Source organism: Petrocella sp. FN5 (assembly GCF_029210395.1).
Lineage (GTDB): Bacteria > Bacillota > Clostridia > Lachnospirales > Vallitaleaceae > Petrocella.
In genome coordinates this window covers 1-16,555 of record NZ_JARGDP010000057.1, presented here as the reverse complement: position 1 = coordinate 16,555, position 16,555 = coordinate 1, and the positions used below count along the sequence as shown (strand labels likewise).

Here is a 16,555-nt window from a genome sequence, read left to right as displayed (position 1 = left end):
AAATTATTTTACTTTATCCAAAATTACCATCACACTATCAAAGTCACCTGTCATCGTTGGCAACCGAAGTCCAAAGTTCATCAATGTATCACCATAAAACTGTTGCCCATCCTCTAATCTATAAAGCCCCTCCGGGTCAAGATAATGCAATTTTATCTTGGGCTCTAAATCATTCGGTTTTGCCAAGTGTCTGTAATAAAATAAGACAACTTGGTTTTTATCCTTAGATTGAAACATCCAAGCGGTACAATTGTTCTCGTATGGACTGATTAGTCTATAGAATTCGCCTAGCTGTACCGTTTTTCGAATGCGCTTATATTGATCTATATGACTTTTTACAACGCTCTTTTCTTCATCACTGAGCTTTGTCAGATCCAGTTCAAATCCCAAATTAGCTGCCATAGCCACATATGCACGTGTATGTAGAGGCGTCATCCGCATAACTTGATGATTAGGTATTTCCGACACATGGGCGCCCATGGTGATTGGTGGATATAGCATCGATGTCCCCCATTGAATCTTAAGTCGCTCATAACTATCTGTATCATCACTGGTCCATGTCTGGGGCATATAGTAGAGCATTCCTGGATCAAAACGTCCGCCACCTCCGGAACAACTTTCAAAAAGTATGTCCGGAAAGGCTTTTGTTATTTTATCCAATAGGTTATATAAACCAAGTATATACCTGTGACTGGTTTCTTTTTGTTTGTTTGTGGCCAAAATAGCTGAACCAACTTCAGTCATATTACGATTCATATCCCATTTTACATAACGAATAGAAGCACTTTTAAGGACTTGTGACAAAGCAGAAAACAAATAATTTCTTACGTCTGCACGACCCATGTCTAATATGAGTTGATTTCTGGCTTCAGAACGATCTCGATTGGGAACATGAAGACACCAATTTGGATGTTTCTTATAGAGTGCGCTATCTGGCGACACCATTTCAGGTTCAAACCACAAACCAAAGTCCATGCCCTTTTCATTAGCATAGTCCGCAAGTGCCTCCAATCCACCTGGCAACTTTTCCTTATTAACAAACCAATCACCTAAACCCGAACTGTCTGAATCTCTTTGACCAAACCACCCATCATCCAGCACCATCAACTCGATACCAAGATTCGCACTCTCATCAATAAGTGTCTTGATTTTTTGCTCATCAAAGTCAAAATAAGTAGCTTCCCAATTATTAATTCGTATCGGACGAACTTTATCTTGCCAGTGACCTCTGCAAAGTCTATCTTTATATATCTTGTGGAATATTTTTGACATACCATTTAGACCTTCATGTGAATAAACCATTACAACTTCAGGTGTATCAAATGAGGTGCTTGGTAATAGATCCCACTCGAAATCAATGGTATTCATACCCATCTGCATCCTTGTTCCGCCATAGCTATTAACAGATACTTCACCCATAAATGAACCACTGTAGATAAGGTTCATAGCATATACCTCACCCACATGTTCCGTTGTTTTTGGTCCAAGTAGTGCTATAAATGGATTCTGTTCATGAGAACTAGCACCTCTTTTACTATCGACTACATGGGTACTATGGCCAATAGGTATTTTTGATATATGACGTTCCCTTGCCCATCCACCATACAGATTCATAAGTTCAAAATCATGATTCTGATAAAAATCTACATTGGCGCTTAGAGCTTTTTTTAACTGTATACTCCCATTTCCTCGATTCACAAAAGTCACTCTTCGTGTTATAACGTCGTAGGCTTCATATACTGAATAATGCAATATCACTTCTAATCCGAACAAATCATCCACAAGACTAATCTCAAGTGTTTCTACCACATCATCTTCACAAGCATACAAGGATGGCATACCTTCAATACCTTCTTTTCCCTTATAGATTCTGTGCGATTTATAAACAGGTGCACATACATGACTACCATCTTCCAGTCTTACTTCAAAAGCAGGACTTTGATAGTCTGAACGCCCATAATCAGGATACTCTCTTGGCATCGTATCAAAAGATATTGACTTATGGTTTTTTTCCGGATTCGGTGAAAAACTACACACTTCATATAAGTCAACAAAGCATTTTAAATCCGGTGTGTGAATCCTCTTTCCCCAATACCCGTGAACCAAGTGACGGTCTAAGACGACTTCCATTAAATAACTTGTGTTTATAGTACTAAGATGAAATTGTTTTCGATCTTGATTGAAGCTTACACCCATTTTTCTAACCTCCTATTTATCATATCTTGACTAAAGCGTCATAACTATTACCATGTTTGATTTACTAATGAACCAGAATATCCAAGTTCTATGGTGTCCCTACTCAACTTACTATTGTATACTAAAACGCCAAGACCTTTGTCAATTGCGTTAAATAAGCTATCTGCAAAAGCCCTATCACGTTCATGATGGGGTCTGAATTTATGAATATTTTCGATTTGAATCAAAAAACACACATAGTTTTTGTAGCCCTCGTTCAAGGCCTTTGTTAACTCGTTAATATGTTTGGTGCCTCTTATGGTAGGTGCATCCGGAAAAAGCGCCAGCCCCATCTCTTCCAAAGTTACACCTTTAACCTCAATATAACCTTTTTCGTCGCCTTTTTCATAATAAATATCAAATCTGGAGGAACCATAGGTTACTTCACGAACAGCATAAGAGACTTGTCCAATCTCCTTAATCTCTCCTCTTAATAATGCTTCATAAATCACTTGATTCGGTACTTGAGAATCAATATTGACCAAGACATCACCCTTATAAATACTAATTAATGAGTACCCGGTTTTTCTATTTGGATTATCACTTTTTTCAAGATATACTTTGACCCCTTCTATAAATAACTCTTGGCATCTTCCTGTATTTTTCACATGTACTTGCTCTGACTTTCCATCTATAAGAACGATAGCAATAAAGCGATTTAGACGTTTGATAAATATGCCTTCCACAATGTTTTTATATCTCATGTTTTGACCTTTCCTGACAGCATTACAATAAATATAGCATATGTCTTTGTTTTGTCAACGTTACTAATCAATAAAAAAATACAAATGACGATTTACAGTCACTATATTACAAAGGAAGCTACAAACCTTATGGCCTATAGCTTCCTAATTAGAACTTATGTATGGTTAAATATAAAAACGAAGTTTTAACACCTTAACCCTTATTTAATCAGTTCATTTACATTGGCATCATGGATGCAAACTCTTCGACTGAAGCATCACGCATATAAGCATCAATAATCTGTCTACCTAATGGGTTTAACTCTTCTGTATTGAACTTAGCAAGCTCTCGCTTAAAGAAGTCTGTAAGAAGTTTTGCACCGGCATCATAAGCCTCATCTCCGATGTTAACCTGATGATTTGTGCGCAATAAACCTTTTGGTATATTGTGACCATCTATTCTAAGAGATTTTGGTGAGTAGCCAAGAGTTGAACATCTTGATTCTACCAATTGATCCGGTCTGAACTTAGCGCTGCCTTTTCTAGCTAAGTATTCACGGTCTAACCACTCAGCGATAAAACCTACTTTGAAAGAACCAATATGTTGGTTCGGAATCAAAACGTACTTAGTGTTTGGAGTTTTTTGAATCTGTTCTAACAATAGATTGGCTTGTGTAACCATTTTGCCTGTTGCAAAAGGCCAGTAAGAACCTACACCTTCACTACTCATTCCACCTGTATCTACAATACTTGGATTCGCATGTCCTCTAGGTGCAACCAGTCGCCATAACCATGCAAGTGCGGGTGGCAATATGTGTAGCATTCCAACTATACCGTAAGTGATTTTTTCTTTTGTAAGTGGGGGCATACGAACACCAAAGGAACGAACATCTACCTCAACCGGATCTGAAATAACATCCGGAACAAAATGTCTCGGCATAATAACCCTTGGGTTTGGGCAGGGTACCCCTGGTTCATCCATTTTATGTTCCCATATTAATATGGTCGAATCTGGAGCACCATCCATATTTAAGAATATTAATGGCTCTGGTGGATGTATGGTCAATTTTTCATGCTCGATAGATGTACCATATTCTTTAATATGATCAAATCTTAAAAACCAACCAGCTTCTGCATCTGTCACAACAAGTTTACTATCATTTTGATACGATGGATGACATAGCGCCATATCATCCGTAACCGGATGCAGTTCACACGTATCACCCAACTCTAAATAATGACTATCTTCAGTGATAAGGTCAACACCCAACAACACACTACCATCTGGCTCACGATGCACTTCTTCTATCATCTCTGATTTACCACCACCACTGGCACCTTCATGCATAATAACCACTGAGTTATCATAAGGGGTTGTTACACGAACTGTTGAAGCATGGGCTGTTATCCACCCTTCCTTCTCTCCTATAGATAATAAGATACCATAAACGCCTTTTTTAGCACTTGGTCCTGGATATAGATTAAAAGAATATACTTCATGCATATTGTCTAAACGGTTATGTACGACAACTTGTTTACCATCATAATGTGTATGTCTAAATACAGGTGCAAGATAAATCACGGCCTTAGGTTCAAAACCTTCCCTTACTTCGTCGGCAGGTATAAATCCTTGAAGGTCCGCTAGGCCGCCTGTGAAAAATGCTGCGTTTTTGGGACCAACTAATATCGACTCATAGCCGCCATGTTTTGCATCACCAGATATAAAAGGTAATACGATTAAGTCTTGTGTCTTTAACCATTCAAATGTTTCTTGACGAACCCCTTCAAAGCTCTCACCGAACTTTTCTCTATACGTCAATTTATCTGTTGGTAAATCATCGCCTATATACATGCAATTAGGATCTCTTCTTCGCATGTAGGATTCCACATAATTAACGGACACACCATTTTTACAACGAACCACTTCTACTTCTTCAACAAGACCTAAGCCTTCGACTTCATAATTCACCTTGAAAATTTGCTGACCATTGCCAGTTGCCATATCGAGTATATGGGCTCTGCTCTCAGGTACCGTTACTGACTTTGCATTTGCAACTATATCAGCCACACTTGCATCAAATATAAACTTTGATAATACGTTTTTACTCATATAATCCTCCTTGAATAATGTGTCGTGGTCAAATGCCACTTTCATTGCATCATATATTTTGTTCTCTAAAACATGTTTCTATATTTACAGGTCTGATACAATCATCCTGAATGTTACCGCAAATTATTATCATGCATTGCTATAGAAAAAAAGCCCTTGTCAAACAATATACGTCTGACTAAGTGGCAACCATACTACCTGTCATATCGATTATCAGAATTTTGCATTCTCATTTTTGCAAGTTTTATAAAGTTAAAATTCATTTTTCTTATTATTTATTTCTAGTGATAATCTATAAGTTGTATTAAGATTCATCGTCTTTATTCCAATCATTCTATTTGTGATTGGGGTTTTTAATGTGTACTTTTTCTAAAAATTCTTCAATATCTGACCAACTTATGGCAAAAACACACTAACTTTCAACTTGAAAGTATAGTTAATTAATTAACTAACTCGCCTTATATATTATTGTATTCATCTAAAATAATAGCACAATCAACCTTGTTTTGCAAGTGAAATTACTTCATCTTTGCATCTTTGTTAAAAATAAACCCATCATCCAATTTTCATACTTGGTTAATGGGTTTACAAATTGACTCTCTTCCTATTATATGGTTTCTGATTTGCAATTAATTGTTTTCTAAGTTTCATATTGCCTAATAAAGCATATTCTTCTTCGCCATCCTTTTTTAGATCATTTTATAACTTTGTATCATCTATTGAGTTTAATAAATCTCTGATTTTATAGATTACTTTTTGTACGGTCCCTTCTTTAAAGGGATTGTCAAGGTCAGCTGATTCAAGCAGCTGTAAAAAAGATTGACTGCCGCCTTGATTGCATAGATTCAGATAATCCATCCATGTCTTTTTACGATCTTGGGTTGATTTAACATAAAACTGTACTGCACAAATCAGTGCCAATGTATAGTCTATATAATAAAATGGTACTCTAAAAATATGACCTTGTCTAAACCAATAACCACCACGCTTAAGAAAAGCATTGTCTTCATAATCTATCTCCGGTCTATATTTTCGATCAATCTCTAGCCATTTTTGCTTTCTTTGTTCCGGAGTAGCTTCTGGATACTCATACACCCAGTGTTGAAATTCATCAACCACAACACCATAGGGTATAAACTCAATTGGTTTACTTGAGTGGTCGTAGATAAACTTCTCATAATCATCTCCAAAAAAGCCCTTCATCCATGGATAAGTTAAATACTCCATACTCATAGAGTGAATCTCACAAGCTTCCAAAGTAGGAAATTGATACTCACTGACCTCATATCCTCGACTTTGATAAACTTGAAAAGCATGTCCGGCTTCGTGGGTTAAAACCACCACATCATGATCTGTACCATTAAAATTAGCAAATATATAGGGTGCCTTATAATCCGATAGGTAAGTGCAATAACCCCCCGGTCTTTTTCCATCACGGCTGGTCAGATCCATAAGGTTGTTCTTCCTCATGAATTCAAAAAAATCATGGGTTTGGGGTGATAATTCACTGTACATCTTTCCGGCTTCTTTTACCATGTAGGCTTCGTCACTTACCGGTTTAGGATTGCCTGTATTAAAATACAGTGGCGCGTCATAATAATAGAGGTGATCTAGGCCAATACGTTTGGCTTGCTTTTTCTTAAGTTCTAGCCTTAGTGGTGAAATATGCTCATATACCTGATTTCGAAATCGTTTCACATCTTCAGGTCCATAATCTGTTCGCCCAAGCTTATCATAGCCGTACTGAATATAGTTATCATATCCAAGTTTAACCGCAATTTTATGTCTCAGCTTTACCAGTTGATCATAAATATCATCAAAAGTTGCTTCATGATCTTCAAAAAATCGTGTAACTGCTTTTTGTGCTTCAATCCGCGTACCTCTATCATAATCACTGATAAAAGGCGTCATTGTCGATAAGTTATACGTAATGCCTCTAAAATCTATCTTTGCATTACCTACGAGCATATTATAAGCCGTTATCAACCTATTTTCTTCCTGCAGATCTTCAATAATAGCATCCGAAAAAGTCTGAACCGCTAGAGTAGCCAAATTAATCAGATGTTCGCCATAGCGGGCCTTGAGCTCCCCTTTTATAGGAGAACTGACCAGTCTTTGATAGAATTTATGAACGATGCCTTCCATTATTGGGCTTGCATTATTTTGATACTCATTTTCCGCTTTATAAAAATCATCCTTCATATTAATGGAAAACCGAATACTGGCCAAGGTGCTCATGGTTTCCACTTCATTACGAATTCTATAAACTTCTTTAACGGCCACCTCTAGTTCTTCAATTGTCGTTGTCTCGTCCATGATGGCAAATTGCTTTTCCATGGCTTTTTTGACTTCATCAAGATCTATTCTCTTATATTCATAATCATTAAAATTCATATTGCACCTCTTTTCTTCCTATTTATATTTCCTAGTATATCATATAATAACCTTAAACGTGCTGTACGCCAATTTTTGGTGCAGAACCCACTTAATCGCTAAAAGCAAAAAAGCACCTTCACATCACCACACACGTGATAAAAAGTGCTTTTACAATGTTCCTGGCGGGATTCGAACCCACGGCCCCTCGCTTAGGAGGCGAGTGCTCTATCCTACTGAGCTACAGAAACTCGTTTATAGACTTAGGATAACCCATATCTATAAGGGGACATACTATGAAATTATACTAAATTCATTGGTAAATGACAAGTGCTTTTACTTTTTGATTTAAGTGCCACCTGAATGAATTTGTTGCTACGCCTTCTTGTCAAAATCAAATTCAATCTTGCCATGAACCCATCCAGTGCCTTTAAATCGCATGCCAAGTGTCGGATAACCAATCATATCCTTACTGTTAATAAAAACATCTAAAGAAATAGACATACACCTAATTTTTAATCGAAACATTTCCTCATTGGTCGTATTGTTAAGAAAAACGCCAATGTCTTCAATGTCGCCCAGTAATGAATAAATATCGTCATGATCACCAACCGGTACAAAAAAACCTTCCAATACTGTCAGTATGTCTTCATTTTGAAGTCTTTCTTGTAAGATTTCAGTGGCTTCTGTGGCTTCCTCGTCCAATATGGTCATTGCTTCTTCATCACCTTTTCTTGCCTGTTCCAATAGCTCTTCGCGAATCATTTCTTCTTCCTTTTCAAGAAGTAAATCTGTATCATCTTTTTCAATAGGAAGAATAATTGTACCCTCTGCACAGTATACAAGTAAATGGATACCTTTCACATAAATATGGTCATGCTTTTCAGCCATTTTATATTCAACCAGATTTTGGACAAAAAAAGATATTGGCGTTCCTGATTTTATTTCCTCGCAAAAGCCATGGTATACATTTTGTCGATTCAATTTAATCACATCTACTTCATGGGTATTGGTTAAAAAACGTCCTTGGGCATAGGGAAGGAGGGCATGTACATTTAAGGCCTCATTTTCTTCAATGCTACCTCTTACCATTAGACCAAAATCATCGCCATAAGCCTTATAATATTCCACATTTAGAATGCCTGATTCCGATTCCCAAACAAACTTTTCTGTTGGGTCCTTAATTGTTTCAGCAACCATGCCTTCTGCCTTATCCTTAGTATCAAATTCAGTAAATCCTAACGCTCTTATATATAAAATCATTTTATCACCTTCTTCTACCAACAATTATTTCTAATTGTCATCTTGTGTAAAAACACTATAGCACTAACCCTATTTTTTGTCTAGAACAAAAGTGACTTTGCCATCTTATAAAATTCTAAACATCCATCATCAAAATCATTTTATGACAATAACATCATAAAACGTTACAAGCCATCTCATTAAAAAACGTTACAAGCCATCTCATTAAAAAACGCTTGTAACGCTTTAGTTTACTTAACCGGTATTGTATTCTTCTAGGCCTGTGATGGATATGCTTGAAGGCGGAACAGTTTAACACCATTATCCCAAGTCGCTTGAGTAACTTCTTCTGTTGTAAGTCCTTTGATTTTTGCTATCGCATCTATAATATAGGGCAACATACTAGAGTCGTTTCTTTTTCCTCTAAAAGGCACTGGAGCAAGATAGGGTGCATCTGTTTCTACCAATAGATTTTCAATAGGCACAGCACGTACCACTTCTACTAATTTCTTTGCATTCTTAAAAGTAATCACGCCACCTATGCCTATATAATAGCCTAGCTTTACATAACGCAGCGCTGTCTGGGCACTACCACTAAAGCAATGGATGACACCACCAACCTTATGGCCTTCATTTTCAAGTAGTACGTCATAAGTGTCCTTAGAAGCCTCTCGACTATGAATAATCATAGGCATATCAAGATCCACAGCCAACTTGATTTGATGTCTAAACCACAGCTTTTGCACTTCATGGGGTACTGTATCATAATAATAATCCAATCCGATTTCGCCAATTGCTACAACTTTTTCATAGACAGACATAGCTAGAAGCAATTCAAGGTCATGCTCTTTCATCGTCTGTACATCATGAGGATGCACACCAACTGAACTGAATATGTTCGAATGCATTTTAGCAAGCTCCAGAGATTGTCTTGAGCTTTTCATGCTCGCAGCAGTATTAATGATGATACCAACCCCTGCTTCTTTTACCTTTTTTAATACGGCTTCTCGATCCTCCGAAAAGCTTTTGTCATCATAATGGGCATGACTTTCAAATATCATGGAATCACTTCCTCTTCTACCTAACTTCGCTACCGGATGCAATATCGCCATCAACAGTACCGAGTTTAAGATGTCCTTCTTGATCACTTGCAGCTAGAATCATGCCTTCCGAAAGAACGCCTCTCAGCTTCACAGGCTTAAGATTCGTTACGACAATGAGTTTCTTACCAACCATATCTGCCGGTTCGTATGCATGGGCTATTCCGGATACAATCTGTCTAACTTCTTCACCGATTTTTATCTGTGATACAAGAAGCTTGTCAGCATCAGGATGCTTCTCACATGCAATAACTTCACCAATCTTCATGACCACTTTTGTAAAATCATCAATGCCGATTTCTTCTATAATTACGGGTGGCTTCTCTTTTTTCTTCTGTTGTTTTTGTTTTTTAGGTTTTTCTTCTAACACTTCTGCTAACGCTGGATTAATCTCTATAAGCTTCTGTTTTTCATCTATTCTGGCAAATAAAACTTCTGCCACACCAACATGCTCACCAACCACGGTTCCCACAAAAGTCTGAATGGATTCCCAATCCTTATGGGATGCATTAATCTGGTCAAGTATTTTTGATGCGGTTTCGGGCATAAAAGCAGATAGTAATACAGCGGATATTCGAATACTTTCAAGTAAATTATATAGGACCGTCCCAAGACGTTCTTTTTGTTCTTCATCTTTTGCTAGTATCCAAGGACACGTTTCATCAATGTATTTATTACTTCTTCTAAGCAATGTCCAGATGGCATCCATAGCTTCAGCAACTTTAAGCTGATCCATTTTTTTTGCCACTCTCCCGGGCGTTTTTATAGCCAAATCTGTTAATTCATGATCGATGGTCTCGGCTTTAGTTGGTGCTTGAATAACGCCATCAAAGTATTTCGTTACCATGGCAACCGTTCTGTTAACCAAATTACCTAAAATATTAGCAAGGTCCGAATTGGTTCTGGCTATTAAAAGTTCATAGGTCAGTGTACCGTCTTGGGCAAAAGGCATTTCATGTAATACAAAATAACGAACCGCATCTACTCCAAAATGCTTGACAAGCTCTTCAGCATAAACAACATTTCCTAAGGACTTGGACATTTTGTCTTGTCCTACCATAAGCCAAGGATGCCCGAAAATTTGCTTAGGTAGCGGTACATTAAGGGCCATCAACATAATGGGCCAATAAATTGTATGGAATCTGAGAATGTCTTTTCCAATGATATGTACATCCGCCGGCCAATATTTATTAAATAATGGACCGCTTTCACCTTCAGGGTTGTAGTTCAGTCCTGTAATATAATTACTAAGTGCATCAATCCAGACATAAACGACATGACCTTCATCGAAGGTAACCGGCACGCCCCAATCAAAGGATGTTCTTGAAACACAAAGATCCTGAAGACCGTTTTTTAAGAAATTATTGACCATTTCATTTTTACGGGATTCAGGTTGTATAAATTCAGGATGGGCCTCAATATGGGCCATTAATCGCTTTTCATATTTACTAAGTTTAAGAAAATAGGCTTCTTCACTGGTTTTTTCTACCGGTCTACCGCAATCCGGACAAACATTCTCTTCAAGCTGTGACTCTGTGAAGAAGGATTCACAAGGTGTACAATACCAACCTTCATAGCTGCCCTTGTAGATATCACCTTGGTCATATAGTCTCTTAAAAATCTTTTGGACGGTTTTTTCATGTTCTTCATCCGTAGTTCGTATAAACTTATCATAACTTGTGTTCATAAAATCCCATATGTGTCTAACTTCTCCGGCTATTTTATCCACATGGGCCTGTGGAGTTATACCTTCTTCTTGTGCTTGCAGTTGTATCTTCTGACCATGCTCATCTGTTCCGGTCATAAAGAAGACATCATAGCCTTCTAGCCTTTTAAATCTGGCGATGGCATCTGTAAGAACCGCCTCATAGGTGTTGCCTATATGGGGTGTTTTAGACGTATATGCTATAGCCGTTGTGATATAGTATGTTTTCTGGCTCATCAAGGTTCCTCCAATATTTATTAAATGACACATGATTAAAGCATCATAATCAAGTCAAAACATGTCATTTTTCTATCCCCATTATATATGTAACGACTCTAAAAAGCAAGGTTTCAAGGACTTAGAGTCAATGTGTCTTCTTAGACTGGGCTTTTTGGAGGAAATCATATGCTTTCTTATAGTCTCCAAGTTCAAAGTAACACTTACTTAAGTCTTCATAAATCATAGAAACAATTGTATAGCAGGTCTCATCACTGTATATCTCAATGGCTTTTTCAAGATATTTAATGGCTTTTTCATATTGACCCTTGTTCAAAAATGCTGAGCCTAATACCCGATTAAACCTGGCCAAACTATAATTGTCATAATCAATTACATCCACCTTATTACTGTCTTCAATAATGCCATCGTAATCTGCTTCAATAAGTTTAAGATACATTGTTTGAACTTCTCGACTTGCAAGAATTCTATTAACCAGGTCTTTGCTTTTTTTATGATAGGATTTGGCAAGATCAATGTCCATAAGATATCCACAGGTTTCAGCCAATTGTGCGTATACTTTATAAAGGTATATATCTGATGACATTAGCAACTCATTTTCATACTTTAGAATTTTTTCATAGGCTGATTTGGCCTTTTCATAATCCCCATCGTGCATGTACCTATTTCCTAAGTACATATAGCTGTTCATATATAAATCCATCATCATCATACTGCGCATCACCATCGGGTTATGAATGATCTGTTGCTCAATGAGATTGACACTGGCTAAGTAATCTTTAGATTCATTTAAAGCCATTAGTTCTACAATGATATTAGACAAACTCAAATCTTTATGATTTTCGTCCATAAAATAACCTACGGATTTTCCTAACTGTTTTGCTAAATACTCCATTGTCTTCATGGAGGGAGTGGCTTGGTCATTCTCTATCTGGCTTAACATATTACGAGTTATAAAATCTCCCGCAAGTTCTTTTTGTGTCATTTGTAAATGTAGTCTAATTTCACGGATTTTTTGTCCCAATGTCATATCTTCCATATATATCACCTCCTAGTTTAGTTTGTGCGTAAATTTAATTTACTATTAGTGTATCATCATACCCCACTTTTAGCAATAAAAACCTTTGCTTGACAATATATTTATGAAAGTATACAATAATAGTAAATAGAATTTACTTATTATTAGGAGGGGATATATTATGTCAGATTGGTGGGAACAACTTAATTCATTACAGAAATTTTTCTATTTTATTGCAATACCTTCCACTGTTATACTTATTCTGCAATCCATTCTTACACTAATCGGATTCGGTCTGGATACAGATATGGATTTGGATGGTGATATGGATTTTGGTGGTGGTGACTCTATTTCTGAGTTTGATATGGATTTAGATTCTAGTCTTGATGTTGATTATGAAACCCTAGGTGGAATGTCTGATTTTCGTTTTGTAACTTTTAAAGGCTTGATTGCTTTTGCCACCATGTTTGGATGGGTCGGCGCTGCTTTTGCTAACACTTCTGTTCATTTTGCCATTACCTTACTATTAGCTCTAGCAGCTGGATTATTCAGCATGTTTGTTATTGCTACATTGTTCTATGGCATATCAAAGCTTCAATCCAGTGGCAATTTAAATTATCGTCTGGCCATCGGCAAAGAAGCTCAGGTTTATATTCCTATTCCACCCAGTAAAAAGGGACAAGGCAAAGTACAGCTTATGCTTCAAGAACGTTTGATTGAAGTGGATGCAATCACAGAAGAAACTGAAGCCATTGGCACCGGAGAGACCGTTCTTATTGTAGATATGTTAAATGCGACAACCATGGTGGTTGAGCGTTTAAAATAAATAAAGGCACAATTGTGTCAAAACATCATAAAGGAGAGAGCATATGGAAATATTAATTGGTTTAGTGATTTTTGTCGTACTGGTCTTCATGACCATAATGGCATTATTGTCGAGGTACAAAAAGTGTCCTTCTGACAGAATACTGGTTGTTTACGGTAAAGTTGGTAAAGGTGCTTCCGGCGCAAACAAAAGTGCCAAATGTATTCATGGTGGCGCTGCTTTTATTTGGCCGATTATTCAAAGCTATGAATTTCTAAGTCTGACACCCATCTCCATCAGTGTTGATCTTAAAAATGCACTAAGTAAACAGAACATTCGAATCGATGTACCTTCAAGATTTACCGTCGGTGTTTCCACCGAATCCGGTGTCATGCAAAACGCTGCTGAAAGACTACTCGGTCTAAAGCAAGCTGAGATCGAAGAGTTGGCAAAAGACATCATCTTTGGACAGTTGCGTTTGGTTGTTGCTACCATGGATATTGAGGAGATTAATACCGATAGAGATAAGTTCTTAACCGCTGTTTCTCATAATGTTGAATCCGAACTTAAAAAAATCGGTTTAAGGTTGATTAACGTTAACGTTACGGATATTAAAGATGAGTCCGGTTACATTGAAGCGCTTGGTAAAGAAGCTGCTGCAAAAGCCATCAACGATGCCAAAAAATCTGTTGCTGAAAAAAACAGAGACGGATCCATCGGACAAGCACAAGCACAACAGGATGAGCGTGTTCAAGTTGCCACAGCCAATTCATTGGCCATTCAAGGTGAAAATGAAGCCAAAGTAACCGTTGCCAATTCTGACGCCATAAGAAGAGAACGGGAAGCCGAAGCTTTAAGACGTGCTACCGCTTCTGAGAAAGTTCAAAATGCAAAAGCCCTTGAAGAAGCATACTCTGCAGAAGAAGCTGCTGAGAAAGCCAGAGCTGCTAGAGAAAAAGCAACCAAAGAGGCTGATATTCTTGTTGAAGCTGAAATCGACAAAGCACGCGTAGAGATTGCAGCTGAAGCCATGGCAGAACAAACCCGTCGTCATGCAAAAGGTGAAGCAGATGCAACCTTCTTTAAAATGGATGCACAAGCACGTGGTATCCAAGAGATTCTTACTAAACAAGCCAATGGTTATGAGAAGCTTGTCAAAGCTGCCGGTGATCCAAACTCGGCCATCAAGCTTATTCTTGCTGATAAGATAGAAGATCTTGTCAAAACACAAGTGGAAGCCATTAAAAACATCAAAATTGATAAAGTTACTGTTTGGGACAGTGGTGCTAATGCTGGCAATGGTGAAAAATCATCTACCGCCAGTTTTCTCTCCGGTCTAATGAAATCCATACCTCCAATGCAGGAAATGTTTGATATGGCTGGCATGGATCTACCAAGTTACCTAGGTACCAAACAGTCTGACTTATCAGATGATCTTCCGGTGGATGAGGACAATACAAAAATGCGCAACACTCAGGCTGAGGAATAATCAAATAAATATAATGTAGTTACAAATCAAAGGGGTCACATCAGATTGATGTGACCCCTTTTTTCATTCTTATTCTTTTATCAATCTTGGTTCTTCGTTTTAAAGAAATCTTGTACACTGTTAAGGGCCTTAACCAGAACATCCAATTGTTCCCCTTCAAGACGTTTCATGATGGCCTTAATCATCTCATCATGAAAGACCTCATGATGTTTATAGGCATCTGTACCCTTTTCTGTCAGGGATACTAAAACAACACGTCGATCTTTTGCAGAGCGCATTCTTTTGACATAACCTTTTTTTACAAGGTTATTAATTGCGATGGTTAGGGTTCCAACGGTAACTTCCAAAGATTTAGCAATGGATGACATATTCTTTTTCTGACTCAATCCAATCACTTCAATAACGTGCATATCGTTTAAGGAAATATCCTTAAATTCATCTGTTATTAAAGCTTTCTCTTCATATGTGAGTATATTATTAAACAATTTAACCAATAGATCATTTAGTGCATCATAGGCTTCATTCAAGGCGTTCACCAACTTTACTTTGATAATCAAAGTATATCGAAACTTACCTCATCTGTCAATTCATTTATAAGGCTTATCTCAAACGCACCACATCGTCATACAAGATATTTTTCTGGTTTATTCAGTAAATATCTGTTTTCTGAATGAGATTATATTATGTTGGATAGTTATAGGGTCAAAGCAGAATGATAAACTATAGTAAGCCTATCATATCTTTAACAGAATCAAAAACATAATTCGCTCTTGTTTCACTATTTTGATAATCTACTTCTTTTGTTTCTCCTGAATAGACCAATACAGTAGCAATCCCAGCATTTATACCCGTTTTTATATCTGTATAAAGTCGATCACCAACCATAATCATATCTGCTTTATTCAAACTATATTTATATGCAATGCTCTCCACGACTTCTTTATTGGGTTTTCCCATTACCTTCGGTCGTTTGCCTGTTGATGCTTCAATTAACGCCGCCATTGCACCTGCGTCCGGCATGAACTTATCGTTTGGTAGGGGACAATTAAAATCAGGATGGGTAGCAATATATGTGACGCCTTCTGATATGTACTCGCAAGCAATCCAGAGTTTCTCATAAGTTAATGATGTATCAAATCCAAGAACAACATAATCCACTTCCTGATTTCTTTCTTTCACCAACGTAAAGCCGGCTCTCTCAAACTCATCTTCCAAAGATTTTGTGCCTAGTAAAAAGACTTTGGCACCCTCTTTGTATTTGCTTAGATATAACGTCGTTGCTTCTCCTGATGTAAAAACCTCTTCTTCTGTTACATGAATACCTAAACGGGTTAACTTATCCACATAGGTACTTTTATTCTTCGAAGAATTGTTGGTAAGAAAAATATATCTTTTTCCCTCACTTTTAATTGCCTCTAAGAATTCTTTCGAACCATCAATTAGCACATCTCCTAAAAAGATGGTGCCATCCATGTCTAGCAAATATACAGTTTTTTCTTTTAATATTGTCAAAATAGTGCCTCCTATGGTGAGTGACCTTCTCTTGGCTTCGCCTAAT

General features: G+C 37.3%; 12 protein-coding genes and 1 tRNA gene. 2 read left to right on the top strand and 11 right to left on the bottom strand.

From position 1 onward, the window contains the following. Positions 1-3 precede the first annotated feature (3 nt). The 9 genes from P0N36_RS11830 to P0N36_RS11790 form a co-directional block, all read right to left on the bottom strand. Positions 4-2,196, bottom strand: a complete 2,193-nt coding sequence (locus tag P0N36_RS11830; RefSeq protein WP_275843061.1) for an alpha-galactosidase — start codon at positions 2,194-2,196, stop codon at positions 4-6. 47 nt (positions 2,197-2,243) lie between these two features. Beyond that, positions 2,244-2,939 (bottom strand): DNA/RNA nuclease SfsA, encoded by a 696-nt coding sequence (gene sfsA, locus P0N36_RS11825; RefSeq protein ID WP_275843060.1) that lies wholly within the window; start codon positions 2,937-2,939, stop codon positions 2,244-2,246. Between the two features lie 217 nt (positions 2,940-3,156). After that, positions 3,157-5,028, bottom strand: a complete 1,872-nt coding sequence (locus P0N36_RS11820) for a DUF4914 family protein (RefSeq protein WP_275843059.1) — start codon at positions 5,026-5,028, stop codon at positions 3,157-3,159. A 699-nt stretch (positions 5,029-5,727) separates the two neighbouring features. Continuing rightward, the gene (locus P0N36_RS11815) at positions 5,728-7,422 is read right to left on the bottom strand and encodes a M3 family oligoendopeptidase (protein WP_275843058.1); all 1,695 of its coding nucleotides are present in this window, start codon (positions 7,420-7,422) and stop codon (positions 5,728-5,730) included. 156 nt (positions 7,423-7,578) lie between these two features. Beyond that, positions 7,579-7,652 (bottom strand) — tRNA-Arg (locus P0N36_RS11810). 124 nt (positions 7,653-7,776) lie between these two features. Further along, positions 7,777-8,664 (bottom strand): DUF3881 family protein, encoded by an 888-nt coding sequence (locus tag P0N36_RS11805; protein ID WP_275843057.1) that lies wholly within the window; start codon positions 8,662-8,664, stop codon positions 7,777-7,779. A 254-nt stretch (positions 8,665-8,918) separates the two neighbouring features. Continuing rightward, the gene (locus tag P0N36_RS11800) at positions 8,919-9,704 is read right to left on the bottom strand and encodes a TatD family hydrolase (protein ID WP_275843056.1); all 786 of its coding nucleotides are present in this window, start codon (positions 9,702-9,704) and stop codon (positions 8,919-8,921) included. Positions 9,705-9,720: 16 nt separating this feature from the next. Next, positions 9,721-11,685 carry a methionine--tRNA ligase gene (gene metG / locus P0N36_RS11795; RefSeq protein WP_275843055.1) on the bottom strand — a complete coding sequence of 655 codons (1,965 nt, stop codon included), beginning with the start codon at positions 11,683-11,685 and terminating at the stop codon, positions 9,721-9,723. A gap of 127 nt (positions 11,686-11,812) precedes the next feature. Further along, positions 11,813-12,724 (bottom strand): helix-turn-helix domain-containing protein, encoded by a 912-nt coding sequence (locus tag P0N36_RS11790; RefSeq protein ID WP_275843054.1) that lies wholly within the window; start codon positions 12,722-12,724, stop codon positions 11,813-11,815. 160 nt (positions 12,725-12,884) lie between these two features. On the opposite strand from P0N36_RS11790, the gene P0N36_RS11785 reads away from it, so the two are divergent. Both P0N36_RS11785 and P0N36_RS11780 read left to right on the top strand, forming a co-directional pair. Beyond that, positions 12,885-13,529, top strand: a complete 645-nt coding sequence (locus P0N36_RS11785; protein WP_275843053.1) for a hypothetical protein — start codon at positions 12,885-12,887, stop codon at positions 13,527-13,529. A 43-nt stretch (positions 13,530-13,572) separates the two neighbouring features. Next, a complete protein-coding gene (locus tag P0N36_RS11780) occupies positions 13,573-14,997 on the top strand; it encodes a flotillin family protein (protein ID WP_275843052.1) in 1,425 nt (474 codons plus the stop codon). Between the two features lie 80 nt (positions 14,998-15,077). Here P0N36_RS11780 and P0N36_RS11775 read toward each other — a convergent pair whose 3' ends face one another. Together P0N36_RS11775 and P0N36_RS11770 are read right to left on the bottom strand one after the other, a co-directional pair. Beyond that, positions 15,078-15,554, bottom strand: a complete 477-nt coding sequence (locus P0N36_RS11775; protein WP_275843051.1) for a MarR family winged helix-turn-helix transcriptional regulator — start codon at positions 15,552-15,554, stop codon at positions 15,078-15,080. Positions 15,555-15,717: 163 nt separating this feature from the next. Then, positions 15,718-16,509 carry an HAD-IIA family hydrolase gene (locus tag P0N36_RS11770; RefSeq protein ID WP_275843050.1) on the bottom strand — a complete coding sequence of 264 codons (792 nt, stop codon included), beginning with the start codon at positions 16,507-16,509 and terminating at the stop codon, positions 15,718-15,720. Between the last annotated feature and the right edge of the window lie 46 nt (positions 16,510-16,555).